Here is a 25743-nt window from a genome sequence, read left to right as displayed (position 1 = left end):
CGCCTGCATAATGATCATAAGATGAGTCTGCCCCAATGCTGTCGCGACAGGCTCCAGCCACGTAGGGTAATGTCTTCGATGTCTAATCCATTTAATCCCGGTGAACTGACTGACTTCGATTTACTGGAGCAGCGCCCTTTTGAGCAAGCAGATTACGATATTCTTAAATCTTACGAGGCAGTGGTCGACGGTCTGGCGATGCTGATTGGCTCGCACTGCGAAATCGTGCTGCACTCGCTGGAAGATCTGAAATGTTCAGCTGTGCGTATCGCTAACGGCGAACATACGGGGCGCAAAGTCGGATCGCCGATTACCGATCTGGCGCTGCGCATGCTGCATGATATGCATGGCGCTGACAGCAATGTCTCCCGCGCTTATTTTACACGCGCCAAAAGCGGTGTTCTGATGAAATCGGTCACCATTGCTATTCGTAATCGCCAGCAGCGCGTCATTGGTTTGCTCTGCATCAATATGAATCTGGATGTACCGTTCTCGCAAATCATGTCGACTTTTATGCCGCCAGAGATGCAGCAGGTCGACTCAAGCGTAAACTTTGCCAGTTCGGTAGAAGATCTGGTGATGCAGACGCTGGAGTTCACCATTGAAGAGGTCAGCGCGGATCGCAACATCTCTAACAACGCCAAGAACCGGCAGATCGTGCTTAATCTGTATGAGAAAGGCATTTTTGACATCAAGGATGCCATCAATCAGGTTGCCGCCCGTCTGAATATCTCGAGGCATACGGTCTATCTCTACATACGTCAGTTTAAGAACGGCGATTTTCAGGGGCAGGATCGCTGATGCGCTATACCCTGCTGGTGACCGGGCCGGCTTACGGCACCCAGAACGCGACCAGTGCGCTGCTGTTTGCCCGCGCGCTGATTGCTGCAGGCCACGTGCTGGAGAGCATATTTTTTTACCGTGAAGGTGTGCTGAACGCCAGTGAGCTGAGCGCACCTGCCAGTGACGAAGCTGACATTGTGCGCGGCTGGCAGCAGCTGCACGACGCCTGCGGTGTCGCGCTTAATGTCTGCGTGGCTGCCGCGCTGCGGCGTGGCATTACCGATCGGCAGGAGGCCGCGCGTTTGCAGCTGGCGGGCAGCAATCTGCAGCCGGGTTTTGAACTCAGCGGTCTGGGTGCACTGGCTGAAGCGGCGCTCAGCTGCGATCGTCTGGTGCAATTCTGATGAACCGCGTTGCGTTCCTCTTTACCCGCGCGCCACACGGCAGCAGTGCCGGCAGGGAAGGGCTGGATGCCGTTCTGGCTACCGGCGCCCTGAGCGAAGATGTTGGCCTCTTTTTTATCGGTGACGGTGTGCTGCAGCTGACTGAGCAGCAGCAGCCGAAAACTATACTGGCGCGCGACTATATCGCCACCTTTGGTGTGCTGGCGCTTTATGATATTGAGCAGTGCTATATCTGTCAGCATTCGCTACTGGCGCGCGGAGTGAGCCTGAGCGCAGAGCGCGTGTTAACAGCCCAGGTGCTGGAGAGTGACGCATTACGCCAGACGCTTGCCTCCTTCGATCGCATTATCTGTTTTTGAGAAACTGCCATGCTTTATACGCTGATGAACTCTCCCTGGCAGTGCGATATCGAAACGCTGCTGCTGCTGCTGCGCCCGGAGGATGACCTGCTGCTGCTGCAGGATGGGGTCACCGGCGCGCTGCAGGGCAGCACAATGCTGGCCCGGCTCAGCGCGGCACCGGCCACGCTATGGGTGCTGGAAGAGGATGTTGTCGCACGCGGATTATCTGCTCAAATTTCAACCAGTGTTGCCCGTCTGGACTATACTGGATTCGTTGCGCTGACGATAAAGCATCAACAGCAAGTGGCCTGGTAAACGCGAAAACCTGGTTATTTCTTGACACCCTATAGGCACAGCCCTAAAATTCTGCCTCCTCGTAGAAATGCGAGGTGATTTATTACGTGTTTACGAAGCAAAAGCTAAATCCAGGAGCTATTTAATGGCAACAGTTAACCAGCTGGTTCGCAAACCACGCGTTCGTCAGGTTGCTAAAAGCAACGTGCCAGCGCTGGAAGCTTGCCCGCAAAAACGTGGTGTTTGTACTCGTGTCTACACCACTACCCCGAAAAAACCAAACTCAGCACTGCGTAAAGTTTGCCGTGTGCGTTTGACTAACGGTTTTGAAGTTACCTCCTACATCGGTGGTGAAGGTCATAACCTGCAGGAACACTCCGTGATCCTGATCCGTGGCGGTCGTGTTAAAGACCTGCCAGGTGTGCGTTACCACACCGTTCGTGGCGCGCTGGACTGCTCAGGTGTTAAAGACCGTAAGCAGGCTCGCTCCAAGTATGGCGTGAAGAAGCCAAAGGCTTAATGGTTCTCCGTTAAGTAAGGCCAAACGTTTTAACTTTAATGTCAAAATAAACTCGTAGAGTTTTGGACAATCCTGAATTAACAACGGAGTATTTCCATGCCACGTCGTCGCGTCATTGGTCAGCGTAAAATTCTGCCGGATCCTAAGTTCGGATCAGAGCTGCTGGCTAAATTTGTAAATATCCTGATGGTAGATGGTAAAAAATCTACTGCTGAATCAATCGTCTATACCGCACTTGATACCCTGGCTCAACGTGCTGGTAAAGACGGTCTGGAAGCTTTCGAAGTTGCACTCGAAAACGTACGTCCGACTGTCGAAGTGAAGTCACGTCGCGTTGGTGGTTCAACTTACCAGGTTCCAGTTGAAGTCCGTCCGGTTCGTCGTAATGCTCTGGCAATGCGTTGGATCGTTGAAGCTGCTCGTAAACGCGGTGATAAATCAATGGCTCTTCGCCTGGCGAACGAACTTTCTGACGCTGCAGAGAACAAAGGTACTGCAGTTAAGAAACGTGAAGACGTTCACCGTATGGCTGAAGCCAACAAGGCGTTCGCACACTACCGCTGGTAACAGCAAGGTAGTTGTTATTAACCCAGCGGGCGTCCCAGTGGCTTACCTGCTGGGCTTTTTTAACTATGAACGTCTCAGAATCAGAGGAATCAAATGGCTCGTAAAACACCCATTGAGCGCTATCGTAACATCGGTATCAGTGCTCACATCGACGCCGGTAAAACTACCACTACCGAACGTGTTCTGTTCTACACCGGTGTAAACCATAAAATCGGTGAAGTACATGACGGCGCCGCAACCATGGACTGGATGGAGCAGGAACAGGAACGTGGTATTACCATCACTTCCGCTGCGACCACCTGTTACTGGTCTGGTATGGCTAAGCAGTTTGAGCCACACCACGTCAACATCATCGACACCCCGGGACACGTTGACTTCACCATCGAAGTAGAGCGCTCTATGCGTGTGCTTGATGGCGCAGTTATGGTTTACTGTGCGGTTGGTGGTGTTCAGCCACAGTCTGAAACCGTATGGCGTCAGGCTAACAAATATAAAGTTCCACGCATCGCGTTCGTTAACAAAATGGACCGCATGGGTGCTAACTTCCTGAAAGTTGTTGATCAGATGAAAGTGCGTCTGGGTGCAAACCCGGTTCCACTTCAGCTGGCAATCGGCGCAGAAGAGAAATTCACCGGTGTTGTTGACCTGGTGAAAATGAAAGCCATCAACTGGAACGATGAAGATCAGGGCGTTACCTTCGTTTACGAAGATATCCCGGCTGATATGCAGGATCTGGCTGATGAATGGCGTGCGAAGCTGGTTGAATCTGCAGCTGAAGGTTCTGACGAGCTGATGGAGAAATTCTTCGGCGGCGAAGAGCTGACTGAAGAAGAGATCAAAACGTCTCTGCGTAAGCGCGTTCTGAACAACGAAATCATCCTGGTAACCTGTGGTTCTGCATTTAAGAACAAAGGTGTTCAGGCGATGCTGGATGCGGTAGTTGAATACCTGCCAGCACCGACTGACGTTACCGCGATCAACGGTATGCTGGACGACGGTAAAGACACACCGGCTGAGCGTCACTCTGACGACAACGAGCCGTTTGCTGCGCTGGCGTTCAAAATCGCAACCGACCCGTTTGTTGGTAACCTGACCTTCTTCCGCGTTTACTCTGGCGTGGTTAACACCGGTGATACCGTGTTCAACCCGGTCAAGTCAAACCGTGAGCGTCTGGGCCGTATCGTTCAGATGCACGCTAACAAGCGTGAAGAGATCAAAGAAGTTCGTGCGGGCGACATCGCTGCTGCGATCGGCCTGAAAGATGTGACCACCGGTGACACCCTGTGTGACCCGGATAACGTCATCATCCTTGAGCGCATGGAGTTCCCGGAGCCGGTAATCTCTATCGCCGTTGAGCCGAAAACCAAAGCTGACCAGGAAAAAATGGGTCTGGCTCTGGGTCGTCTGGCGAAAGAAGACCCATCATTCCGCGTATGGACTGATGAAGAGTCTAACCAGACCATCATCGCTGGTATGGGTGAGCTGCACCTCGACATCATCGTTGACCGCATGAAGCGTGAATTCAACGTTGAAGCGAACATCGGTAAACCTCAGGTTGCGTATCGCGAAGCGATCCGCTCTAAAGTTACCGGTATTGAAGGTAAACACGCCAAGCAGTCTGGTGGTCGTGGTCAGTATGGTCATGTTGTTATCGACATGTACCCACTGGAGCCAGGTTCAAACCCGAAAGGCTACGAATTTGTTAACGACATTAAAGGTGGTGTGATTCCTGGCGAATACATCCCTGCCGTTGATAAAGGTATCCAGGAGCAGCTGAAGTCTGGTCCACTGGCGGGTTACCCGGTAGTTGATCTGGGCGTGCGTCTGCACTTCGGTTCTTACCATGACGTTGACTCCTCAGAGCTGGCGTTTAAACTGGCTGCTTCTCTTGCGTTTAAAGACGGCTTTAAGAAAGCAACCCCGGTTCTGCTTGAGCCAATCATGAAGGTTGAAGTAGAAACGCCAGAAGAGAACACCGGTGACGTTATCGGTGACCTGAGCCGCCGTCGTGGTATGCTTAAAGGTCAGGAATCTAACGCTACCGGCGTTCAGATTCACGCTGAAGTCCCGCTTTCCGAAATGTTCGGTTATGCAACTCAGCTGCGTTCACTGACAAAAGGCCGTGCTTCTTACTCCATGGAGTTCCTGAAGTACGATGATGCGCCGAACAACGTCGCTCAGGCCGTTATTGAAGCTCGTGGCAAATAAGGCTACGGTTTAAAAATTGTTAACTGATGCCTTCATCAATGATGAAGGCATAACGTAAGGATTATCGCCATGGCGAAAGAGCAATTTCAGCGTAACAAACTGCACGTAAACGTGGGCACCATCGGTCACGTTGACCACGGTAAAACCACCCTGACTGCAGCAATCACCACCGTTCTGGCTAAAACCAACGGCGGCCAGGCGCGTGCATTCGACCAGATCGACAGCACCCCTGAAGAAAAAGCGCGTGGTATCACCATCAACACCGCACACGTAGAGTACGAAACCGCAAGCCGTCACTATGCACACGTTGACTGCCCGGGACACGCCGACTACGTGAAAAACATGATCACCGGTGCTGCGCAGATGGACGGCGCAATCCTGGTTGTTGCTGCGACTGATGGCCCGATGCCACAGACCCGTGAGCACATCCTGCTGGGTCGTCAGGTTGGCGTTCCTTACATCATCGTGTTCCTGAACAAGTGCGACATGGTTGATGATGAAGAGCTGCTGGAGCTGGTTGAGATGGAAGTACGTGACCTGCTGTCACAGTACGACTTCCCGGGCGACGATACGCCAATCGTACGCGGTTCAGCGCTGAAAGCGCTGGAAGGCGACGCAGAGTGGGAAGGCAAAATCATCGAGCTGGCTGGCTACCTGGACAGCTACATCCCGGATCCGGTTCGTGCTATCGACCTGCCGTTCCTGCTGCCAATCGAAGACGTGTTCTCAATCTCAGGCCGCGGTACCGTTGTTACCGGTCGTGTTGAGCGCGGCATCGTTAAAGTCGGTGACGAAGTTGAAATCGTGGGCATCAAAGATACCGCGAAATCAACCTGTACCGGTGTTGAGATGTTCCGCAAGCTGCTGGACCAGGGTCAGGCGGGCGAGAACTGTGGTGTTCTGCTGCGCGGTATCAAGCGCGAAGACATTCAGCGTGGACAGGTTCTGGCGAAGCCGGGCTCAATCAAGCCACACACCAAGTTCGAATCAGAAGTTTACGTTCTGTCTAAAGACGAAGGCGGCCGTCATACTCCGTTCTTCAAAGGCTACCGTCCACAGTTCTACTTCCGTACCACTGACGTGACCGGTTCAGTTGAGCTGCCAGAAGGCGTTGAGATGGTCATGCCGGGCGACAACATCAAGATGGTTGTTACCCTGATCCACCCAATCGCGATGGACCAGGGTCTGCGCTTCGCAATCCGCGAAGGCGGCCGTACCGTTGGCGCGGGCGTTGTTGCTTCTGTTATCGCTTAATTGTGTTAACGCCGGCAGCGGTTTTTTACTGCTGCCGTAGCAATCAGAAAGAGCACTTCGGTGCTCTTTTTTTTGCCTGTCAAAATCAGCATACCAATCGATAACCCTACAAACCCTGCGTTGTAATAGCAACCATTCTCATTTACACTTCGATCAGAAATTGTACCGGAGTTGAATCTGAAATGTACGTTTGTCTGTGTAATGGTGTGAGTGATAAAACGCTGCGTGAAGTAGTGCGCCGCTATCAGCCAAAATCGATCCAGCAGCTGCGCCAGCTGGTCCCGGTCGGGAAGCAGTGTGGTAAATGCATCCGGGCAGCGCGCGAAATCATGGATGATGAACTGCAGCATGCACCGCTCTATAAAGAGATCGCCTGACATTACGCGCAGAATGTCGTAATACCCACAAAAACTGTCACGCCTTTTTGACTTCTTTCTCTCTGCATCTACTATCTGGTTAACTGAAGAGGGGAGGGGTGATATGAAGGGCGACGTCAAAGTCATTGCACATCTCAACAAACTGCTTGGAAATGAGCTGGTCGCGATTAACCAGTATTTTCTGCATGCGCGTATGTTTAAAAACTGGGGGCTGATGCGCCTCAACGATATCGAATACCACGAATCGATCGATGAGATGAAGCATGCCGACAAATACATTGAGCGTATTCTCTTTCTCGAAGGTATCCCCAATCTGCAGGATCTGGGACGTCTGCGCATAGGTGAGGACGTGCCCGAAATGCTGCAGTCCGATTTGCAGCTGGAGCTGGAAGGGGCAAAAGACCTGCGTGAAGCCATTGCCTGGGCGGATAAAGTTCACGACTACGTGAGCCGGGACATGATGATTGAAATCCTGGCTGATGAAGAGCATCACATCGACTTTCTTGAAACCGAGCTCGATCTGATTCAGAAAATTGGCCTGCAGAACTACCTGCAGTCGCAAATCAGCGAAAAGGCGGACGAATAGCGGCCTGCGCATACCTGTTCTGTAAACCCGCCCGGCAGTCGTGCCCGGCGGGTTTTCTTTTGCCTGAATTTTTATGGTTAAAAACAGAGCACGGGTTGCTTCCTGAGCGTAATTACGTATAATACGCCGGCCTGCCGACATTGGTATGGCGCGATTCGAGCAGAATCGCAGGCGACAGTGCTAGGTGTGTCGCCTGACAATACTCCCAATTGGGGAGTTATATGCTGAACGATTACACTCCCCCATCAATCGTAATGGGTGTGGGTAGTAATTCTTTTCGTTTATAAAATGTTTGGAGCCTTGGTCTCATGTCGAACCAAAGAATCCGTATCCGTCTTAAAGCGTTTGATCATCGTCTGATCGATCAATCAACCGCGGAAATCGTTGAGACTGCCAAGCGCACTGGTGCGCAGGTTCGTGGTCCAATTCCGCTGCCGACCCGCAAAGAGCGCTTCACCGTTCTGATCTCTCCGCACGTTAACAAAGATGCGCGTGATCAGTACGAAATCCGCACTCACAAGCGTCTGGTAGACATCGTTGAGCCAACTGAAAAAACCGTTGATGCTCTGATGCGTCTGGATCTGGCTGCCGGTGTTGACGTGCAGATCAGCCTGGGTTAATCAGGTCATCGAGCGATTGAGAGGTTGATACAATGAGTGGTTTAGTCGGTAAAAAAGTGGGCATGACTCGCATCTTCACTGAAGATGGCGTTTCAATCCCAGTAACCGTAATTGAAATTGAAGCAAACCGCGTTACCCAGGTCAAAGATCTGGAAAACGATGGTTACCAGGCGATCCAGGTTACCACCGGTGCTAAAAAAGCAAACCGTGTGACCAAGCCGGAAGCAGGTCATTATGCTAAAGCTGGCGTTGAAGCTGGCCGTGGTCTGTGGGAATTCCGCACCGAAGGTGAAGAGTACTCCGTAGGTCAGAGCATCAGTGTTGAAATTTTCGCTGACGTTAAAAAAGTAGACGTTACCGGTACCTCTAAAGGTAAAGGTTTCGCAGGTACCGTTAAGCGCTGGAACTTCCGTACCCAGGACGCTACACACGGTAACTCCTTGTCTCACCGCGTTCCGGGTTCTATCGGTCAGAACCAGACTCCGGGCAAAGTGTTCAAAGGCAAGAAAATGGCTGGTCAGCTGGGTAACGAGCGCGTAACCGTTCAGAGCCTGGAAGTAGTACGTGTTGACGCTGAGCGCAACCTGCTGCTGGTCAAAGGTGCTGTCCCGGGTGCAACCGGCAGCGACCTGATTGTTAAACCAGCTGTGAAGGCGTAAGGGGATAGCAATGGAATTAGTACTGAAAGACGCGCAGAGCGCGCTGACTGTTTCCGAAACTACCTTCGGTCGTGATTTCAACGAAGCGCTGGTTCACCAGGTTGTTGTTGCTTATGCCGCAGGTGCTCGTCAGGGTACTCGTGCGCAGAAGACTCGTGCTGAAGTAACTGGTTCAGGCAAAAAGCCGTGGCGCCAGAAAGGTACCGGCCGTGCGCGTTCAGGTTCTGTTAAGAGCCCGATCTGGCGTTCAGGTGGCGTGACCTTCGCTGCTCGTCCACAGGACCACAGTCAAAAAGTTAACAAAAAGATGTACCGCGGCGCGCTGAAAAGCATTCTGTCCGAGCTGGTACGTCAGGACCGTCTGATCGTTGTCGAGTCGTTCTCTGTAGAAGCACCGAAAACCAAGCTGCTGGTACAGAAACTGAAAGACATGGCGCTGGAAGACGTGCTGATCATCACCGGTGAACTGGATGAAAATCTGTTCCTGGCTGCGCGTAACCTGTACAAGGTTGACGTGCGTGACGCAGCAAGTATCGACCCAGTTAGCCTGATCGCCTTCGACAAAGTCGTTATGACTGCTGAAGCAGTTAAGCAAGTTGAGGAGATGCTGGCATGATCCGTGAAGAACGTCTGCTGAAAGTACTGCGCGCGCCGCACGTATCTGAAAAAGCATCAAGCGCGATGGAAAAAACTAATACCATCGTTCTCAAAGTTGCGAAAGATGCGACCAAAGCAGAGATCGTTGCTGCTGTTGAGAAACTGTTCGAAGTAGAAGTTAAAGACGTAAACACCCTGGTTGTTAAGGGTAAAGTTAAGCGTCACGGACAGCGTATCGGTCGTCGTAACGACTGGAAAAAAGCTTACGTTACCCTGAAGGAAGGCCAGAACCTGGACTTCGTCGGCGGCGCTGAGTAAGTCGGAGGAGAAAGACAATGGCAGTTGTTAAATGTAAACCGACATCTCCGGGTCGTCGCCACGTAGTTAAAGTGGTGAACCCTGAGCTGCACAAAGGCAAACCATTTGCCGCGCTGGTTGAAAAAAACAGCAAATCCGGTGGTCGTAACAACAATGGTCGTATCACTACCCGTCATATCGGTGGTGGTCACAAGCAGGCTTACCGTATTGTTGACTTCAAACGCAACAAAGATGGTATCCCGGCAGTTGTTGAGCGTCTTGAGTACGATCCGAACCGTTCTGCGAACATCGCACTGGTTCTGTACAAAGATGGCGAGCGCCGTTACATTCTGGCCCCTAAAGGCCTGAAAGCTGGCGACCAGATTCAGTCTGGCGTTGATGCTGCGATTAAAGCAGGTAACACCCTGCCGATGCGTAACATCCCAGTTGGTTCTACCGTGCATAACGTAGAAATGAAACCAGGCAAAGGCGGTCAGATTGCTCGCTCTGCTGGTGCTTACGTGCAGATCGTTGCGCGTGAAGGTTCTTACGTGACCCTGCGTCTGCGTTCAGGCGAAATGCGTAAAGTCGAATCTGACTGCCGCGCAACCCTGGGCGAAGTCGGTAACGCTGAGCACATGCTGCGCGTTCTGGGTAAAGCCGGTGCAGCCCGTTGGCGCGGTGTTCGTCCTACCGTTCGCGGTACTGCGATGAACCCAGTCGATCACCCGCACGGTGGTGGTGAAGGTCGTAACTTTGGTAAGCACCCGGTTTCACCGTGGGGCGTTCAGACCAAAGGTAAGAAGACCCGTAGCAACAAGCGTACTGATAAATTTATCGTACGTCGCCGTAGCAAATAATTTTAGAGGATAAGCCATGCCACGTTCTCTCAAGAAAGGTCCTTTTATTGACCTGCACTTGCTGAAGAAGGTAGAGAAAGCGGTGGAAAGCGGTGACAAGAAGCCCCTGCGCACTTGGTCCCGTCGTTCAACGATCTTCCCTAACATGATCGGTTTGACCATCGCTGTCCATAATGGTCGTCAGCACGTTCCAGTCTTTGTTTCCGACGAAATGGTTGGTCACAAGCTGGGCGAATTCGCACCGACACGTACTTATCGCGGCCATGCTGCAGATAAGAAAGCCAAGAAGAAATAAGTAGGAGGAAGAGATGGAAACTATTGCTCAACATCGCCATGCTCGTTCTTCTGCTCAGAAGGTTCGCCTGGTGGCAGACCTGATTCGCGGTAAGAAAGTGTCGCAGGCTCTGGATATTCTGACTTACACCAACAAGAAAGCGGCTGTACTGGTTAAGAAAGTCCTGGAATCTGCCATTGCTAACGCCGAACACAACGATGGCGCTGATATCGACGATCTGAAAGTTGCGAAAATTTTCGTAGACGAAGGCCCAAGCATGAAGCGCATTATGCCGCGTGCAAAAGGTCGTGCAGATCGCATCCTGAAGCGCACCAGCCACATTACTGTGGTTGTGTCCGATCGCTGAGACTCTGGAGACTAGCAATGGGTCAGAAAGTACATCCTAATGGTATTCGCCTGGGTATTGTAAAACCATGGAACTCTACCTGGTTTGCGAACACCAAAGAATTCGCTGACAACCTCGACAGCGATTTTAAAGTACGTCAGTTCCTGACTAAAGAACTGGCTAAAGCGTCTGTATCTCGTATCGTTATCGAGCGTCCGGCTAAGAGCATCCGTGTGACCATTCACACCGCTCGCCCGGGTATCGTTATCGGTAAGAAAGGTGAAGACGTAGAAAAACTGCGTACGGTCGTCGCGAATATCGCTGGCGTTCCTGCTCAGATCAATATCGCCGAAGTCCGTAAACCGGAACTGGACGCTAAATTGGTTGCTGACAGCATCACTTCACAGCTGGAGCGTCGTGTGATGTTCCGTCGTGCTATGAAGCGTGCTGTACAGAACGCAATGCGTCTGGGCGCTAAAGGTATTAAAGTTGAAGTCAGCGGCCGTCTTGGTGGTGCTGAGATCGCACGTACCGAATGGTATCGTGAAGGTCGCGTACCGCTGCACACTCTGCGTGCGGACATTGACTACAACACCTCTGAAGCGCACACCACTTATGGTGTAATCGGCGTTAAGGTATGGATCTTCAAAGGTGAGATCCTGGGTGGTATGGCTGCTGTTGAACAACCGGAACCGGCTGCTCAACCTAAAAAGCAGCAGCGTAAAGGCCGTAAGTAAGGAGAGTCGCTGATGTTACAACCAAAGCGTACAAAATTCCGTAAAGTGCACAAAGGCCGTAACCGCGGTCTGGCGCAGGGTACGGATGTTAGCTTCGGTACTTTCGGTCTGAAAGCTGTTGGCCGTGGTCGTCTGACCGCTCGTCAGATCGAAGCAGCACGTCGTGCTATGACCCGTGCAGTTAAGCGTCAAGGTAAGATCTGGATCCGTGTATTCCCGGACAAACCGATCACCGAGAAGCCGCTGGAAGTGCGTATGGGTAAAGGTAAGGGTAACGTTGAGTATTGGGTTGCCCTGATTCAGCCTGGTAAAGTCCTGTATGAAATGGACGGCGTACCGGAAGAGCTGGCCCGTGAAGCCTTCAAGCTGGCAGCAGCAAAACTGCCTATCAAAACCACCTTTGTAACTAAGACGGTGATGTAATGAAAGCAACTGAGCTGCGTGAAAAAAGCGTTGAAGAGCTGAACACTGAGCTGCTTAACCTCCTGCGTGAGCAGTTTAACCTGCGCATGCAGGCAGCATCTGGCCAGCTGCAGCAGACCCATCTGCTGAAGCAAGTTCGCCGTGATGTTGCGCGCGTTAAGACTTTACTGACTGAGAAGGCGGCGTAATGACCGATAAAATCCGTACTCTGCAAGGTCGTGTTGTTAGTGACAAAATGCAGAAATCTGCTGTTGTCGCTATCGAACGTTTCGTGAAGCACCCGATCTACGGTAAATTCATCAAACGTACGACTAAGCTGCACATCCATGACGAGAACAATGAGTGTGGTATTGGTGACGTGGTTGAGATCCGCGAAACCCGTCCACTTTCCAAGACTAAGTCCTGGACTCTGGTTCGCGTTGTAGAGAAAGCGATTCTGTAATAGAATTCGTTTCCTCTAAAAACAAAATGAACGGCTCTCGCGAGCCGTTCATTTTTTCTACCCATCTGCGAGATCCGGTGTTATAATGCCGCGCCCTCAATTATGGGGCTTTTTAACGACCTGAGGTTTGGGTCCCGAAGTAGTAGTTGACATTAGCGGAGCACTAAAATGATCCAAGAACAGACTATGCTGAACGTCGCCGACAACTCCGGTGCACGTCGCGTAATGTGTATCAAGGTTCTGGGTGGCTCGCACCGTCGCTACGCAGGCGTCGGCGATATCATCAAAGTGACCATCAAGGAAGCAATTCCTCGTGGCAAGGTGAAAAAAGGTGATGTCCTGAAAGCGGTAGTGGTGCGCACCAGGAAGGGTGTTCGTCGCCCGGACGGTTCTGTCATTCGCTTCGATGGCAATGCATGCGTTATTCTGAACAATAACAGTGAGCAGCCAATCGGAACGCGTATTTTTGGGCCGGTAACTCGTGAACTTCGCAATGAAAAGTTCATGAAAATTATCTCTCTGGCACCAGAAGTACTCTAAGGAGCGAGCAATGGCAGCTAAAATCCGTCGTAACGACGAAGTTATTGTTCTTACCGGTAAAGACAAAGGTAAGCGCGGTAAAGTAAAGAACGTCCTGACTTCTGGTAAAGTCATCGTTGAAGGTATCAACCTGGTTAAGAAACACCAGAAGCCGGTTCCGGCTCTGAACCAGCCAGGTGGCATCGTTGAAAAAGAAGCTGCAATTCAGGTTTCTAACGTTGCAATCTTCAATGCGGCAACCGGCAAGGCTGACCGTGTAGGCTTTAGATTCGAAGACGGCAAAAAAGTCCGTTTCTTCAAGTCTAACAGCGAAACTATCAAGTAATTTGGAGTAGTACGATGGCGAAACTGCATGATTACTACAAAGACGAAGTAGTCCAGAAACTCATGACAGAGTTTGGCTACAATTCTGTCATGCAAGTCCCTCGGGTCGAGAAGATCACCCTGAACATGGGTGTTGGTGAAGCGATCGCTGACAAGAAACTGCTGGATAACGCAGCAGCCGACCTGGCAGCAATCTCCGGTCAAAAACCGCTGATCACCAAAGCACGCAAATCAGTTGCAGGCTTCAAAATCCGTCAGGGCTATCCGATCGGCTGTAAAGTAACTCTGCGTGGCGAACGCATGTGGGAGTTCTTTGAGCGTCTGATCACTATTGCTGTACCACGTATTCGTGACTTCCGCGGTCTTTCTGCGAAGTCTTTCGACGGTCGTGGTAACTACAGCATGGGCGTACGTGAGCAGATCATCTTCCCAGAAATCGACTACGACAAAGTCGATCGCGTTCGTGGTTTGGATATTACCATTACCACTACTGCGAAATCTGATGATGAAGGCCGTGCACTGCTGGCTGCCTTTGACTTCCCGTTCCGCAAGTAAGGTAGGGTTACTTAATGGCTAAGCAATCTATGAAAGCACGCGAAGTTAAGCGTGTGAAATTAGCAGACAAGTTCTTCGCAAAACGCGTTGAGCTGAAAGCAATCATTTCTGATGTGAACGCATCTGACGAAGATCGTTGGAATGCCGTTCTCAAGCTGCAGAGTCTGCCGCGTGATTCCAGCCCTTCCCGTCAGCGTAACCGCTGCCGTCAGACAGGTCGTCCGCACGGTTTCCTGCGGAAGTTTGGGTTGAGCCGTATCAAGGTCCGTGAAGCCGCTATGCGCGGTGAAATCCCGGGTCTTAAAAAGGCTAGCTGGTAATTGTCACCATTTGAATCACGGGAGTAACACAGATGAGCATGCAAGATCCGATCGCGGATATGCTGACCCGTATCCGTAACGGTCAGGCCGCGAACAAAGTTGCGGTCTCTATGCCTTCCTCCAAGCTGAAAGTGGCAATTGCCAACGTGCTGAAGGAAGAAGGCTATATTGAAGATTTTAAAATCGAAGGCGACATCAAGCCGGAACTGGAACTGACTCTTAAGTATTTCCAGGGTAAAGCTGTTGTAGAAAGCATTCAACGTGTTAGCCGTCCTGGTCTGCGCATCTATAAAAGAAAAGATGAGCTGCCAAAAGTGATGGCTGGTATGGGTATTGCTGTAATTTCTACCTCTAAAGGTGTCATGACTGATCGTGCAGCGCGCCAGGTTGGTCTTGGTGGCGAAATTATCTGCTACGTAGCGTAATCGGAGGAATAAAATGTCTCGTGTTGCAAAAGCACCTGTCGTTATTCCTGCCGGCGTAGAGGTAAAACTCAACGGTCAGGAAGTTTCGATCAAAGGCAAAAACGGCGAGCTGACTCGTACTATCAACAATGCTGTTGAAATCAAGCAGGAAGACAACACCCTGACTTTTGCTCCACGCAAAGGTTATGCGGATGGTTGGGCACAGGCAGGTACTGCTCGTGCACTGCTGAACGGCATGGTTATCGGTGTTACCGACGGCTTCACTAAGAAGCTGCAACTGGTTGGTGTTGGTTATCGTGCAGCTGTTAAAGGCAACTCTGTGAGTCTGGCCCTGGGCTTCTCTCACCCTGTTGAACATGCACTGCCGGCCGGCATCACTGCTGAATGTCCGACTCAAACTGAAATCGTGCTGAAAGGTGCTGATAAGCAGGTTATCGGACAGGTTGCAGCTGATCTGCGCGCCTACCGTCGTCCTGAGCCTTATAAAGGCAAGGGTGTTCGTTACGCCGACGAAGTCGTGCGTACCAAAGAGGCTAAGAAGAAGTAAGGTAACACTATGGATAAGAAATCTGCTCGTATCCGTCGTGCGACCCGTGCACGTCGCAAGCTCAAAGAGCTGGGTGCTACTCGCCTGGTGGTACATCGTACCCCGCGTCACATTTACGCACAGGTAATCGCCCCGAACGGTTCCGAAGTTCTGGTTGCTGCTTCTACTGTAGAAAAAGCTATCGCTGAACAACTGAAGTATACCGGTAACAAAGACGCCGCTGCAGCTGTAGGTAAAGCTCTGGCTGAGCGCGCTATCGAAAAAGGCATCAAAGATGTTTCTTTCGATCGTTCCGGGTTCCAATATCATGGTCGCGTCCAGGCACTTGCAGATGCTGCTCGTGAAGCTGGCCTTCAGTTCTAAGGTAGAGGTCTAAGATGGCACACATCGAGAAACAAGCTGGCGAACTGCAGGAAAAATTGATCGCGGTAAACCGTGTTTCTAAAACTGTGAAAGGTGGTCGTATTTTCTCCTTCACCGCACTGACTGTAGTGGGTGATGGCAACGGCCGCGTGGGTTTTGGTTACGGTAAAGCGCGTGAAGTTCCAGCAGCGATCCAGAAAGCGATGGAAAAAGCTCGTCGCAATATGATTAACGTCGCGCTGACTCACGGCACCCTGCAGCACCCTGTAAAAGGTGCGCATACGGGTTCTCGTGTGTTCATGCAGCCGGCTTCTGAAGGTACCGGTATCATCGCCGGTGGTGCAATGCGCGCCGTCCTGGAAGTCGCTGGAGTTCATAACGTTCTGGCTAAAGCATATGGTTCCACCAACCCGATTAACGTGGTTCGTGCAACTATTGATGGTCTGGGCAATATGAAATCTCCGGAAATGGTCGCTGCCAAGCGTGGTAAATCCGTTGAAGAAATTCTGGGGTAATCACGATGGCTAAGACTATTAAAATTACACAAACTCGCAGTTCAATCGGCCGCCTGCCTAAGCACAAAGCCACTCTGATTGGCCTGGGTCTGCGTCGTATTGGTCACACCGTTGAGCGTGAAGACACGCCTGCTGTACGCGGTATGGTCAACGCGATTTCCTACATGCTGAAAGTGGAGGAGTAAGAGATGCGTTTAAACACTCTGTCTCCGGCCGAAGGGTCTAAACACGCTTCCAAGCGTCTGGGTCGTGGTATCGGTTCTGGCCTCGGCAAAACCGGCGGTCGTGGTCACAAAGGTCAGAACTCACGTTCTGGCGGTGGCGTACGTCGTGGTTTCGAGGGTGGTCAGATGCCTCTGTACCGTCGTCTGCCGAAGTTCGGCTTCACTTCACGCAAATCATTCGTGACGACTGAAGTTCGTCTGTCTGATCTGGCGAAAGTGGAAGGCGGTATTGTTGACCTGAACACGCTGAAAGCAGCCAACATCATCGGTGTTCAGATTGAATTCGCGAAAGTGATTCTGTCTGGTGAAGTTACTACACCGGTAACGATTCGTGGACTGCGTGTCACCAAAGGTGCTCGTGCTGCAATCGAAGCTGCTGGCGGTAAAATCGAGGAATAAGTAGCAGATGGCAAAGCAACCGGGATTAGATTTTCAAAGCGCCAAAGGGGGCTTTGGTGAACTGAAGCGCAGACTATTGTTTGTAATCGGTGCACTGATTGTCTTCCGCATTGGCTCTTTTATTCCAATCCCCGGTATCGATGCCACTGTACTTGCCAAACTGCTTGAGCAACAGCGTGGCACCATCATTGAAATGTTCAACATGTTCTCTGGTGGTGCTCTCAGTCGTGCCTCAATCTTCGCGCTGGGTATTATGCCGTATATTTCGGCCTCTATTATTATCCAGCTGCTGACGGTGGTTCATCCCGCCCTGGCAGAGATTAAGAAAGAGGGTGAGGCTGGCCGTCGTAAGATTAGCCAGTACACCCGCTATGGCACCCTGGTTTTGGCCATATTTCAGTCGATCGGTATCGCTACCGGTCTGCCGAATATGCCAGGAATGCAGGGCCTGGTGTTAAATCCGGGCTTCGCATTCTACTTTACCGCTGTTGTGAGTCTGGTTACCGGGACAATGTTCCTGATGTGGCTGGGCGAACAGATTACTGAACGAGGTATCGGTAACGGTATCTCAATCATTATCTTCGCAGGTATTGTTGCGGGTCTTCCGCCGGCCATTGGCCATACCATCGAGCAAGCGCGGCAAGGCGACCTGCACTTTCTTCTGTTGCTGTTGGTTGCAGTTCTTGTATTTGCAGTGACGTTCTTTGTTATTTTCGTTGAGCGTGGCCAGCGTCGTATCGTGGTCAACTACGCTAAGCGTCAGCAGGGGCGTCGTGTATATGCTGCACAGAGCACACATTTACCGTTGAAAGTGAATATGGCAGGTGTCATTCCAGCTATCTTCGCTTCCAGCATTATTCTGTTCCCGGCAACGATAGCATCCTGGTTCGGGAGCGGTAGTGGTTGGAACTGGCTGACAACAATTTCGCTGTATTTGCAGCCAGGACAGCCGCTTTATGTGCTACTCTATGCGACTGCAATCATCTTCTTCTGTTTCTTCTATACGGCGTTGGTGTTTAACCCGCGTGAAACAGCAGATAACCTGAAGAAGTCTGGTGCATTCGTACCGGGAATTCGTCCGGGAGAGCAAACGGCGAAGTATATCGATAAAGTTATGACACGACTCACCTTAATCGGTGCGCTGTATATTACTTTTATCTGCCTGATCCCGGAGTTCATGCGTGATGCCATGAAGGTTCCCTTCTACTTCGGCGGTACTTCACTGCTGATTGTAGTGGTCGTCATCATGGACTTTATGGCTCAAGTGCAAACTCTGATGATGTCTAGTCAGTATGAGTCTGCATTGAAAAAAGCTAACCTGAAAGGCTATGGCCGTTAATTCAGTAGCTTGAGAAGTTACGGAGAGTAAAAATGAAAGTTCGTGCTTCCGTCAAGAAATTATGTCGTAACTGCAAAATCATTCGTCGCGACGGTGTCGTACGTGTGATCTGCAGCGCCGAGCCTAAGCATAAACAGCGCCAGGGCTGATTAAGTCACATATTTTTCTTGCAAAGTCGGGTTGAGCTGGCTAGATTAGCCAGCCAATCTTTTGTATGTCGATGCGTTTCCATTTGAGTATCCTGAAAACGGGCTTTTCAGCATGGTTCGCATTTATTTAATTATAGGAGTGCATAGTGGCCCGTATAGCAGGCATTAACATTCCTGATCATAAACATACCGTTATCGCATTAACTTCGATCTTCGGTATCGGCAAAACTCGTTCCAAAGCTATCTGCGTTGAAACGGGCATTGCTGAAAATGTTAAGATCAGTGAGCTGTCTGAAGAACAGATTGATCAGCTGCGTGAAGCAGTTGGTAAATTCGTTGTTGAAGGTGATCTGCGCCGTGAAATCACCCTGAGCATCAAGCGTCTTATGGACCTTGGTTGCTACCGTGGTTTACGCCATCGTCGTGGTCTGCCGGTTCGCGGTCAGCGTACTAAGACCAACGCACGTACCCGTAAGGGTCCGCGTAAACCGATCAAGAAATAATCGGGGTGAGTAAATAATGGCAAAGGCACCAGTTCGTGCACGTAAGCGTGTAAGAAAACAAGTCTCAGATGGCGTGGCTCATGTCCATGCGTCTTTTAACAACACCATCGTAACCATTACCGATCGTCAGGGTAACGCGCTGGGTTGGGCAACCGCCGGTGGTTCCGGTTTCCGCGGTTCACGTAAATCTACTCCATTCGCTGCTCAGGTCGCTGCAGAGCGCTGTGCAGAAGCGGTAAAAGATTACGGTATTAAGAACCTGGAAGTTATGGTTAAGGGTCCAGGTCCAGGCCGCGAATCTACGATTCGTGCTCTGAACGCTGCTGGTTTCCGCATCACGAATATTACTGATGTGACTCCGATCCCTCACAACGGTTGTCGTCCGCCGAAAAAACGTCGCGTATAACGCCCCGTTTTTTAGGTTAGTTGGAGAAAGAAAATGGCAAGATATTTGGGTCCTAAGCTCAAGCTGAGCCGTCGCGAGGGTACCGACTTATTCCTTAAGTCTGGCGTTCGCGCGATTGATTCCAAGTGCAAAATTGAACAAGCCCCTGGTCAGCATGGTGCGCGTAAACCGCGTCTGTCTGATTACGGCGGTCAGTTACGTGAAAAGCAGAAAGTTCGTCGTATGTACGGCGTGCTGGAGCGTCAGTTCCGTAACTACTATAAAGAAGCAGCACGTCTGAAAGGCAACACCGGTGAAAACCTGTTAGCTCTGCTGGAAGGTCGTCTGGATAACGTAGTTTACCGTATGGGCTTTGGCGCCACTCGTGCAGAAGCACGTCAGCTGGTTAGCCACAAATCTATTCTGGTAAATGGCCGCGTTGTTAACATCGCTTCTTATCAGGTATCTCCGAATGATGTCGTAAGCATCCGTGAGAAAGCCAAAAAGCAATCTCGCGTGAAGGCCGCTCTGGAGCTGGCTGAGCAGCGTGAAAAGCCAACCTGGCTGGAAGTTGATGCGACCAAGATGGAAGGTGTGTTCAAGCGTATGCCTGAGCGTACTGATCTGTCTGCGGACATTAACGAACACCTGATCGTCGAGCTTTACTCTAAGTAAAGCTTAGTACCAAAGAGAGGACACAATGCAGGGTTCTGTGACAGAGTTTCTAAAACCGCGCCTGGTAGATATCGAGCAAGTGAGTTCGACGCACGCCAAGGTGACCCTTGAACCATTAGAGCGTGGCTTTGGCCATACTCTTGGTAACGCACTGCGCCGTATTCTGCTTTCTTCCATGCCGGGTTGCGCGGTGACCGAGGTTGAAATTGATGGCGTGCTGCACGAGTACTCCACCAAAGAGGGCGTTCAGGAAGATATCCTGGAAATCCTGCTCAACCTGAAAGGGCTGGCGGTAAGAGTTCAGGGTAAAGATGAAGTCATCCTTACTTTGAATAAATCTGGCATTGGCCCTGTGACTGCAGCCGACATCACCCATGATGGTGATGTCGAAATCGTCAAGCCGCAGCATGTGATCTGCCATCTGACCGATGAAAACGCATCTATTAGCATGCGTATCAAAGTTCAGCGTGGTCGTGGTTATGTGCCGGCGTCTGCCCGAATTCATTCGGAAGAAGATGAGCGCCCAATCGGCCGCCTGCTGGTCGACGCTTGCTACAGCCCTGTAGACCGTATCGCCTACAATGTTGAAGCAGCGCGTGTAGAGCAGCGCACCGACCTGGACAAGCTGGTCATCGAAATGGAAACCAACGGCACAATCGATCCTGAAGAGGCGATTCGTCGTGCGGCCACCATCCTGGCAGAACAACTGGAAGCTTTCGTTGATTTACGTGACGTACGTCAGCCGGAAGTGAAAGAAGAGAAACCAGAATTCGATCCGATCCTGCTGCGCCCTGTTGACGATCTGGAATTGACTGTCCGCTCTGCTAACTGCCTTAAGGCAGAAGCTATCCACTACATCGGTGATCTGGTACAGCGTACTGAGGTTGAGCTGCTTAAAACGCCTAACCTCGGTAAAAAATCTCTTACTGAGATTAAAGATGTGCTCGCTTCACGTGGTCTGTCTCTGGGCATGCGCCTGGAAAACTGGCCACCAGCAAGCATCGCTGATGAATAACCCGATCACAGGTTAAGGTTTCACTGAGAAGGATAAGGTCATGCGCCATCGTAAGAGTGGTCGTCAACTGAACCGCAACAGCAGCCATCGTCAGGCTATGTTCCGCAACATGGCTGGTTCTCTGGTTCGTCATGAGATCATTAAAACGACTCTGCCGAAAGCCAAAGAACTGCGTCGCGTAGTTGAGCCGCTGATTACTCTTGCCAAGACCGACAGCGTAGCTAATCGTCGTCTGGCATTCGCCCGCACTCGTGATAACGAGATCGTGGCAAAACTGTTTAACGAGCTGGGCCCGCGTTTCGCGAGCCGTGCCGGTGGTTACACTCGTATTCTGAAGTGTGGCTTCCGTGCTGGTGACAACGCTCCGATGGCTTACATCGAGCTGGTTGATCGTCCAGAAGCTCAAGCAGAAGCTGCTGCAGAGTAATCTGCAGTATCGTAGAAAACCCGCTCCGGCGGGTTTTTTATTGCCTGAAATTTGTCATCCGCTATGATTTCCTGAGTCATTGACAGATATCGACAGGAGAGCGCTATGTGGTTAATCGATCAACTGGCGGAACAGCACATTCGTGAAGCTCAGGCAAAAGGTGAACTAAGCAACCTTCCTGGTGAGGGTGCGCCGTTACAGCTGGATGATGACAGCGCAGTTCCCCCTGAACTGCGTACCGCGTATCGTCTGTTAAAGAATGCCGGCTATCTTCCGCCTGAGCTTGAAGCCCGGAAAGAGGCACTTGAACTGCACAAGCTGTTGCAGACGCTTGATGCAGAAGAACCTTCTCACGCTGAAATTACCCGGCGCCTCATTCTCCTTGAAAGTAAACTGCAGCAGGCTGGCCTGAGCACCGAATTTTTATACAGCCGTTATCGTGCTGATATTGCTCAACGTCTTAAGCAGGGTGAATAGCGTGTATCGCATTGGTCAACTCGCCCGGCTTGCGGAAGTTACGCCGGACACCATTCGTTTTTATGAAAAGCAGCAGCTGATGGAGCACAGAATGCGCACCGGAGGCGGCTTTCGTCTTTACAGCGATAAAGATCTGCAGCGTCTGCGGTTCATTCGCTACGGACGTCAGCTTGGTTTTACTCTGGAAGCGATTCGGGGATTACTGTCGATCAGGATCGAACCCGATCATCACACCTGTCAGGAGTCAAAAGCGATCGTGGCCAGCAGGCTGGAAGAGGTTGATCATGTTATCGCTGAACTGCAGATCATTCAGCGTTCACTGCAGCGGCTGGCGCAAACCTGCTGCGGCGAGCAACACAGCTCCGCCTGCTGTTCTATTCTTGAAGCGCTGGAGACAGGCAACGATCCGCAGCCAGAAGCCTGCTGCGGTAAAGATTGCAACGCCGGACAAAAAGAGTAAAGTTACCCCCGAAATTTATCAGGAGAAAGGTATGAGTCACTATCAGCATCGCAAAGGGATCATCAATGATAATGCGCTGGAGGCGTTACTGCATGACCCGCTTTATCGTCAGCGGATCGAGCGTAACCAGAAAGGTAAGGGCAGCTATCGTCGTAAAGAGAAGCATGCAAAGGGACAGCAGCGGGAGGCCAGCGATAAGCAACACTGTTTATCACTGGCCTTCTGCTATGGCATAAAAAAAGCCGCCTGAGTCAGGCGGCTTTTTTATCAGATCTTTGTATTCTGCTGCTTCAGCAAATCACGGATTTCCGTGAGCAGTACTTCTTCGCTGGAAGGCTTCGGTGCCGGCTTCTCTACTTCTTTTTTGGTATAGAGTTTGTTCATTACTTTAATCGCCATGAAAATCGCGAATGCAATAATGACAAAATCAAATACGGTCTGGATAAAATTACCATACTCCATCACCACAGCAGGAACATCACCCTCTGCCGGTTTCAGCACCCATCTGAACTGCTTAAAGTCCACGCCGCCAATCAGCAGGCCCAGCGGAGGCATGATGATATTCGCCACTAATGATGAAACAATTTTACCAAACGCAGCACCGATCACGACACCGACTGCCAGGTCCACTACGTTGCCACGCATGGCGAAATCGCGAAACTCTTTGAATAAACTCATGGTTATCTCCCTTGCCTAAGCCAATCGATAAAGTCTAACAAACCTTAGCGCATTTTCCATTATTGCAGCGCATTAAAGCGAGGCCGCGAAGGGAGAGGCAGTCCAGCGATTATCAGAGGAAAAACGGGCTGGGCTGAAACAGTCGCTCTACATCCGGAACAAATTTTTTGTCTGTCAGAAACATGATCACATGATCACCCTGTTCGATTCTGACGTTTGCATTAGCAATAATCACCTCATCACCGCGCACAATGGCGCCAATTAGCGTGCCGGGCGGCAATTTAATATTTTCAATCTGCCGGCCAACCACGCGTGACGTGCTCTCGTCGCCATGTGCAATCGCTTCAATGGCTTCTGCAATGCCGCGGCGCAGTGACGAAACGCCCACAATATCCGCCTTGCGTACGTGGCTCAGCAGGGCAGAAATAGTGGCCTGCTGTGGTGAGATGGCGATGTCTATTACGCTGCCCTGCACCAGGTCAACATAGGCGCGACGCTGTATCAGCACCATGACTTTTTTCGCCCCCATCTTTTTAGCCAGCATGGCTGACATAATGTTGGCTTCATCGTCATTGGTCACGGCAATAAAAAGATCAACCTGATCCACATGCTCTTCAGCCAGCAGCTCCTGATCGGAGGCGTCACCATAAAATACGATGGTGTCCTGCAGGTTTTCTGCCAGTTCAGCGGCGCGCTGCTGATTACGCTCGATAAGTTTAACGCTGTAATGTTTTTCCAGCCGCTGCGCAAGACCAAAACCGATGTTGCCCCCGCCTACCAGCATGATGCGTTTGTAAGGCTTTTCCAGCCGCTGCATCTCGCTCATTACGGCGCGAATGTGCTGACTGGCAGCAATGAAGAACACTTCATCACCCGCTTCAACAATGGTTGACCCCTGCGGACGAATAGGGCGATCCTGACGAAAAATAGCCGCAACCCGCGTATCGATGTGTGGCATATGCTCACGCATGATAGAGAGCGGATTGCCGACCAGCGGGCCGCCATAATAGGCTTTAACCACGGCAAGGCTTACTTTCCCTTCCGCAAAATTGACCACCTGAAGTGCGCCAGGATACTGGATAAGACGATAGATATTGTCGATAACCAGCTGTTCAGGAGAGATTAAGTGGTCAATCGGCACCGCTTCCGGCGTAAATAATTTATCGCCATCACGCAGATAGTCCGCTGCACGAATACGCGCAATACGGTTTGGCGTATTAAACAGCGAGTAAGCTATCTGACAGGCGATCATATTGGTTTCGTCCGAACTGGTTACGGCAACCAGCATATCGGCATCTTCTGCGCCCGCTTCACGCAGGACACGCGGATGAGAACCGTGGCCGTGGACAACGCGCAGGTCAAATTTGTCCTGCAACACGCGTAAACGTGAAGGGTCGCTGTCTACCACGGTGATGTCATTGTTTTCACCCACCAGATTCTCTGCCAGCGTACCGCCAACCTGACCGGCTCCGAGGATAATAATTTTCATCGCTCTGTTGCTCTCATTAGCGTGCGCCGCACTATTTTTTTATCAGCTTAGCGTAGAAAAAGCCGTCACCGCCGTCAGCGTGCGGGAATACCTGCCAGCCATATTCATCCCCCTGCGGCAGCGGCACCGCGATGGCATCATCATGGTCGGCAAGAAACGTGCGGATTTGCTCATGGTTCTCTTCCGGCAATACTGAACAGGTCGCATACAGCAGCGTGCCGCCTGATTTCAGACGTGGCCAGATGGCATTAAGGATTTCACGCTGCAGTGCTGCCAGCTCCGCAATATCCCGATCGCGGCGCAGCCATTTGATATCAGGATGGCGACGTATCACGCCGGTTGCAGAACAGGGCGCATCAAGCAGGATACGGTCAAATGTCAGATCGTTACACCAGGCGGCAGGCGTACGGCCATCGCCCTGACGCACTTCTGCAGTCATGTTCAGGCGCAGCAGGTTTTCCCGCACGCGGCTCAGGCGCTGCTCATCAATATCAACTGCCATCACACTGGCCTGTGGGGCCACTTCCAGAATATGTGTGGTTTTACCGCCCGGCGCTGCACAGAGATCCAGTATATGTTCGCCTGGCTGAGGTTCGAGCAGCAGAGCACAACGCTGCGCGGAGAGGTCCTGAACCGTAACCCATCCCTGCTCAAAACCCGGCAGCTGGCTTACAGGCGCTGGTGATTCCAGACGTACAGCATCCGGCGCATCGCCGCAGATGCCATTTTTGTCCGCCTGATTCAGCAATGCCAGCCAGGCATCACGCGTATGATGCTGGCGATTGACGCGCAACCACATTGGCGGACGCTGATTGTTGGCCTCGGTGATCGCCTGCCACTGCTGCGGCCAGGCGTGCTGAAGACGTTTCAGTAACCAGCCAGGATGCAGATAGCGTTGCGGTGCCTGATCCACTTCTGCCAGCAGGCTCTCCTGCTGACGCTGAAACTGGCGTAACACGCCATTCAGCAGCCCTTTCAGGTTAGCCCGCTTAAGGACTTCTGCGCCGGCAACAGTTTCCGCCAGCGCGGCATGCGGCGGGATACGCGTATAAAGCAGCTGATAAAGGCCGACCATAATCAGGTAGTGCAGCACGCGCTGTTTACCGGTTAACGGGCGCTCCATCAGCTTGCCGATCAGCGCTTCCAGCTGAGGTAATGTGCGCGTCACACCAAAGCACAACTCCTGCAGCAGGGCGCCATCTTTGTCCGCCACGGTTTTTTGCGCGGCAGGAAGGATAGCGCTGAGCGATTCGCCTTTATCCACCACACGTTCGATCAGTTGCGCCGCCAGGCTGCGCAGGTTAGTCGCTTTTTTCATAGTATTTCATCAGGCAGTTGGGCCCGG

Annotated in this window: 44 protein-coding genes; 41 read left to right on the top strand and 3 right to left on the bottom strand. The window is 51.5% G+C overall.

Going from position 1 to position 25743, the window contains the following annotated elements:
• Positions 1 to 78 precede the first annotated feature (78 nt).
• The 41 genes from LAC65_RS14660 (at position 79) to LAC65_RS14460 (ending at position 22481) form a co-directional block, all read left to right on the top strand.
• Positions 79 to 801: a helix-turn-helix transcriptional regulator gene (locus LAC65_RS14660; RefSeq protein WP_039380843.1), complete on the top strand. Its 723-nt coding sequence runs from the start codon at positions 79 to 81 to the stop codon at positions 799 to 801.
• The gene (gene tusD, locus LAC65_RS14655) at positions 801 to 1187 is read left to right on the top strand and encodes a sulfurtransferase complex subunit TusD (protein ID WP_039380840.1); all 387 of its coding nucleotides are present in this window, start codon (positions 801 to 803) and stop codon (positions 1185 to 1187) included. The genes LAC65_RS14660 and tusD overlap by 1 nt, the downstream gene beginning before the upstream one ends.
• A complete protein-coding gene (gene tusC / locus LAC65_RS14650) occupies positions 1187 to 1546 on the top strand; it encodes a sulfurtransferase complex subunit TusC (RefSeq protein ID WP_039380838.1) in 360 nt (119 codons plus the stop codon). Before tusD ends, tusC begins: the two co-directional genes overlap by 1 nt.
• A gap of 9 nt (positions 1547 to 1555) precedes the next feature.
• Positions 1556 to 1843: a sulfurtransferase complex subunit TusB gene (gene tusB, locus LAC65_RS14645; RefSeq protein WP_039380837.1), complete on the top strand. Its 288-nt coding sequence runs from the start codon at positions 1556 to 1558 to the stop codon at positions 1841 to 1843.
• A gap of 124 nt (positions 1844 to 1967) precedes the next feature.
• Complete coding sequence (gene rpsL, locus LAC65_RS14640) at positions 1968 to 2342, top strand: 30S ribosomal protein S12 (RefSeq protein WP_010616440.1); 375 nt, start codon at positions 1968 to 1970, stop codon at positions 2340 to 2342.
• Positions 2343 to 2438: 96 nt separating this feature from the next.
• Entirely contained in the window at positions 2439 to 2909 is a 471-nt protein-coding gene (gene rpsG / locus LAC65_RS14635; RefSeq protein WP_007886246.1) for a 30S ribosomal protein S7, read from the top strand.
• Between the two features lie 93 nt (positions 2910 to 3002).
• The gene (fusA, locus tag LAC65_RS14630) at positions 3003 to 5117 is read left to right on the top strand and encodes an elongation factor G (RefSeq protein WP_039380834.1); all 2115 of its coding nucleotides are present in this window, start codon (positions 3003 to 3005) and stop codon (positions 5115 to 5117) included.
• 69 nt (positions 5118 to 5186) lie between these two features.
• The gene (gene tuf, locus LAC65_RS14625) at positions 5187 to 6371 is read left to right on the top strand and encodes an elongation factor Tu (RefSeq protein WP_039380832.1); all 1185 of its coding nucleotides are present in this window, start codon (positions 5187 to 5189) and stop codon (positions 6369 to 6371) included.
• A 182-nt stretch (positions 6372 to 6553) separates the two neighbouring features.
• Positions 6554 to 6748 (top strand): bacterioferritin-associated ferredoxin, encoded by a 195-nt coding sequence (gene bfd, locus LAC65_RS14620; protein WP_039380828.1) that lies wholly within the window; start codon positions 6554 to 6556, stop codon positions 6746 to 6748.
• Between the two features lie 103 nt (positions 6749 to 6851).
• Complete coding sequence (gene bfr / locus LAC65_RS14615) at positions 6852 to 7334, top strand: bacterioferritin (RefSeq protein ID WP_039380825.1); 483 nt, start codon at positions 6852 to 6854, stop codon at positions 7332 to 7334.
• Positions 7335 to 7642: 308 nt separating this feature from the next.
• Positions 7643 to 7954, top strand: a complete 312-nt coding sequence (rpsJ, locus tag LAC65_RS14610; RefSeq protein WP_006120582.1) for a 30S ribosomal protein S10 — start codon at positions 7643 to 7645, stop codon at positions 7952 to 7954.
• A 32-nt stretch (positions 7955 to 7986) separates the two neighbouring features.
• Entirely contained in the window at positions 7987 to 8613 is a 627-nt protein-coding gene (gene rplC, locus LAC65_RS14605; RefSeq protein ID WP_039380822.1) for a 50S ribosomal protein L3, read from the top strand.
• Positions 8614 to 8623: 10 nt separating this feature from the next.
• Positions 8624 to 9229, top strand: coding sequence for a 50S ribosomal protein L4 (gene rplD, locus LAC65_RS14600; protein WP_039380819.1), 606 nt, complete (start codon positions 8624 to 8626; stop codon positions 9227 to 9229).
• Entirely contained in the window at positions 9226 to 9528 is a 303-nt protein-coding gene (gene rplW / locus LAC65_RS14595; RefSeq protein ID WP_039380816.1) for a 50S ribosomal protein L23, read from the top strand. The genes rplD and rplW overlap by 4 nt, the downstream gene beginning before the upstream one ends.
• 17 nt (positions 9529 to 9545) lie before the next feature.
• Complete coding sequence (rplB, locus tag LAC65_RS14590) at positions 9546 to 10367, top strand: 50S ribosomal protein L2 (RefSeq protein ID WP_039380813.1); 822 nt, start codon at positions 9546 to 9548, stop codon at positions 10365 to 10367.
• Between the two features lie 16 nt (positions 10368 to 10383).
• Positions 10384 to 10662 carry a 30S ribosomal protein S19 gene (gene rpsS, locus LAC65_RS14585; protein ID WP_001138115.1) on the top strand — a complete coding sequence of 93 codons (279 nt, stop codon included), beginning with the start codon at positions 10384 to 10386 and terminating at the stop codon, positions 10660 to 10662.
• 13 nt (positions 10663 to 10675) lie between these two features.
• On the top strand, positions 10676 to 11008 hold the full coding sequence (gene rplV / locus LAC65_RS14580; protein ID WP_007891659.1) for a 50S ribosomal protein L22: 333 nt from the start codon (positions 10676 to 10678) through the stop codon (positions 11006 to 11008).
• 17 nt (positions 11009 to 11025) lie between these two features.
• Complete coding sequence (rpsC, locus tag LAC65_RS14575; RefSeq protein ID WP_009087585.1) at positions 11026 to 11724, top strand: 30S ribosomal protein S3; 699 nt, start codon at positions 11026 to 11028, stop codon at positions 11722 to 11724.
• A 12-nt stretch (positions 11725 to 11736) separates the two neighbouring features.
• On the top strand, positions 11737 to 12147 hold the full coding sequence (gene rplP / locus LAC65_RS14570; protein WP_002438716.1) for a 50S ribosomal protein L16: 411 nt from the start codon (positions 11737 to 11739) through the stop codon (positions 12145 to 12147).
• A complete protein-coding gene (gene rpmC / locus LAC65_RS14565) occupies positions 12147 to 12335 on the top strand; it encodes a 50S ribosomal protein L29 (protein ID WP_021508217.1) in 189 nt (62 codons plus the stop codon). Before rplP ends, rpmC begins: the two co-directional genes overlap by 1 nt.
• Positions 12335 to 12589 carry a 30S ribosomal protein S17 gene (gene rpsQ, locus LAC65_RS14560; RefSeq protein ID WP_010618568.1) on the top strand — a complete coding sequence of 85 codons (255 nt, stop codon included), beginning with the start codon at positions 12335 to 12337 and terminating at the stop codon, positions 12587 to 12589. The genes rpmC and rpsQ overlap by 1 nt, the downstream gene beginning before the upstream one ends.
• Positions 12590 to 12757: 168 nt before the next feature.
• Positions 12758 to 13129 carry a 50S ribosomal protein L14 gene (rplN, locus tag LAC65_RS14555; protein ID WP_038629760.1) on the top strand — a complete coding sequence of 124 codons (372 nt, stop codon included), beginning with the start codon at positions 12758 to 12760 and terminating at the stop codon, positions 13127 to 13129.
• Positions 13130 to 13139: 10 nt separating this feature from the next.
• The gene (gene rplX / locus LAC65_RS14550; protein ID WP_021508218.1) at positions 13140 to 13454 is read left to right on the top strand and encodes a 50S ribosomal protein L24; all 315 of its coding nucleotides are present in this window, start codon (positions 13140 to 13142) and stop codon (positions 13452 to 13454) included.
• Positions 13455 to 13468: 14 nt separating this feature from the next.
• Positions 13469 to 14008, top strand: coding sequence for a 50S ribosomal protein L5 (rplE, locus tag LAC65_RS14545; RefSeq protein WP_013510763.1), 540 nt, complete (start codon positions 13469 to 13471; stop codon positions 14006 to 14008).
• Positions 14009 to 14022: 14 nt separating this feature from the next.
• Positions 14023 to 14328: a 30S ribosomal protein S14 gene (gene rpsN, locus LAC65_RS14540; protein WP_039380805.1), complete on the top strand. Its 306-nt coding sequence runs from the start codon at positions 14023 to 14025 to the stop codon at positions 14326 to 14328.
• A gap of 32 nt (positions 14329 to 14360) precedes the next feature.
• Complete coding sequence (rpsH, locus tag LAC65_RS14535) at positions 14361 to 14753, top strand: 30S ribosomal protein S8 (RefSeq protein WP_039380803.1); 393 nt, start codon at positions 14361 to 14363, stop codon at positions 14751 to 14753.
• A gap of 13 nt (positions 14754 to 14766) precedes the next feature.
• Entirely contained in the window at positions 14767 to 15300 is a 534-nt protein-coding gene (rplF, locus tag LAC65_RS14530) for a 50S ribosomal protein L6 (RefSeq protein WP_039380801.1), read from the top strand.
• A gap of 9 nt (positions 15301 to 15309) precedes the next feature.
• On the top strand, positions 15310 to 15663 hold the full coding sequence (gene rplR, locus LAC65_RS14525; RefSeq protein ID WP_013510760.1) for a 50S ribosomal protein L18: 354 nt from the start codon (positions 15310 to 15312) through the stop codon (positions 15661 to 15663).
• A gap of 14 nt (positions 15664 to 15677) precedes the next feature.
• Entirely contained in the window at positions 15678 to 16178 is a 501-nt protein-coding gene (gene rpsE, locus LAC65_RS14520; protein ID WP_013510759.1) for a 30S ribosomal protein S5, read from the top strand.
• Positions 16179 to 16183: 5 nt separating this feature from the next.
• Positions 16184 to 16363, top strand: a complete 180-nt coding sequence (gene rpmD / locus LAC65_RS14515) for a 50S ribosomal protein L30 (protein WP_039380794.1) — start codon at positions 16184 to 16186, stop codon at positions 16361 to 16363.
• A 3-nt stretch (positions 16364 to 16366) separates the two neighbouring features.
• Positions 16367 to 16801, top strand: a complete 435-nt coding sequence (gene rplO / locus LAC65_RS14510; RefSeq protein WP_039380790.1) for a 50S ribosomal protein L15 — start codon at positions 16367 to 16369, stop codon at positions 16799 to 16801.
• 7 nt (positions 16802 to 16808) lie between these two features.
• A complete protein-coding gene (gene secY / locus LAC65_RS14505; RefSeq protein WP_039380787.1) occupies positions 16809 to 18140 on the top strand; it encodes a preprotein translocase subunit SecY in 1332 nt (443 codons plus the stop codon).
• 32 nt (positions 18141 to 18172) lie between these two features.
• Positions 18173 to 18289: a 50S ribosomal protein L36 gene (gene rpmJ, locus LAC65_RS14500; protein ID WP_004160566.1), complete on the top strand. Its 117-nt coding sequence runs from the start codon at positions 18173 to 18175 to the stop codon at positions 18287 to 18289.
• 146 nt (positions 18290 to 18435) lie between these two features.
• Entirely contained in the window at positions 18436 to 18792 is a 357-nt protein-coding gene (rpsM, locus tag LAC65_RS14495; protein ID WP_039380785.1) for a 30S ribosomal protein S13, read from the top strand.
• Positions 18793 to 18808: 16 nt separating this feature from the next.
• Entirely contained in the window at positions 18809 to 19198 is a 390-nt protein-coding gene (gene rpsK, locus LAC65_RS14490) for a 30S ribosomal protein S11 (protein ID WP_004160563.1), read from the top strand.
• A 33-nt stretch (positions 19199 to 19231) separates the two neighbouring features.
• Positions 19232 to 19852, top strand: coding sequence for a 30S ribosomal protein S4 (gene rpsD / locus LAC65_RS14485; protein WP_039380782.1), 621 nt, complete (start codon positions 19232 to 19234; stop codon positions 19850 to 19852).
• A gap of 25 nt (positions 19853 to 19877) precedes the next feature.
• On the top strand, positions 19878 to 20867 hold the full coding sequence (locus tag LAC65_RS14480) for a DNA-directed RNA polymerase subunit alpha (protein ID WP_007891688.1): 990 nt from the start codon (positions 19878 to 19880) through the stop codon (positions 20865 to 20867).
• A 40-nt stretch (positions 20868 to 20907) separates the two neighbouring features.
• Complete coding sequence (gene rplQ, locus LAC65_RS14475) at positions 20908 to 21294, top strand: 50S ribosomal protein L17 (protein WP_003850180.1); 387 nt, start codon at positions 20908 to 20910, stop codon at positions 21292 to 21294.
• A 105-nt stretch (positions 21295 to 21399) separates the two neighbouring features.
• Positions 21400 to 21771: a DnaJ family domain-containing protein gene (locus LAC65_RS14470; protein ID WP_039380777.1), complete on the top strand. Its 372-nt coding sequence runs from the start codon at positions 21400 to 21402 to the stop codon at positions 21769 to 21771.
• A 1-nt stretch (position 21772) separates the two neighbouring features.
• A complete protein-coding gene (gene zntR, locus LAC65_RS14465; protein ID WP_039380774.1) occupies positions 21773 to 22231 on the top strand; it encodes a Zn(2+)-responsive transcriptional regulator in 459 nt (152 codons plus the stop codon).
• A gap of 31 nt (positions 22232 to 22262) precedes the next feature.
• Positions 22263 to 22481, top strand: coding sequence for an alternative ribosome-rescue factor A (locus LAC65_RS14460; RefSeq protein ID WP_039380772.1), 219 nt, complete (start codon positions 22263 to 22265; stop codon positions 22479 to 22481).
• Positions 22482 to 22498: 17 nt separating this feature from the next.
• Here the strand turns inward: LAC65_RS14460 and mscL are convergent, their stop codons facing one another.
• From mscL to rsmB, 3 genes are all read right to left on the bottom strand, one after another.
• A complete protein-coding gene (gene mscL, locus LAC65_RS14455; RefSeq protein ID WP_039380768.1) occupies positions 22499 to 22909 on the bottom strand; it encodes a large-conductance mechanosensitive channel protein MscL in 411 nt (136 codons plus the stop codon).
• Between the two features lie 112 nt (positions 22910 to 23021).
• Positions 23022 to 24398: a Trk system potassium transporter TrkA gene (trkA, locus tag LAC65_RS14450; RefSeq protein ID WP_039380765.1), complete on the bottom strand. Its 1377-nt coding sequence runs from the start codon at positions 24396 to 24398 to the stop codon at positions 23022 to 23024.
• Between the two features lie 31 nt (positions 24399 to 24429).
• Positions 24430 to 25716, bottom strand: a complete 1287-nt coding sequence (rsmB, locus tag LAC65_RS14445; protein ID WP_039380762.1) for a 16S rRNA (cytosine(967)-C(5))-methyltransferase RsmB — start codon at positions 25714 to 25716, stop codon at positions 24430 to 24432.
• Positions 25717 to 25743 lie beyond the last annotated feature (27 nt).

The organism is Pantoea eucrina (genome assembly GCF_020079945.1).
GTDB classification, from domain to species: Bacteria; Pseudomonadota; Gammaproteobacteria; order Enterobacterales; family Enterobacteriaceae; genus Pantoea; species Pantoea eucrina.
This window is presented reverse-complemented; position numbering and strand designations above follow the sequence as displayed.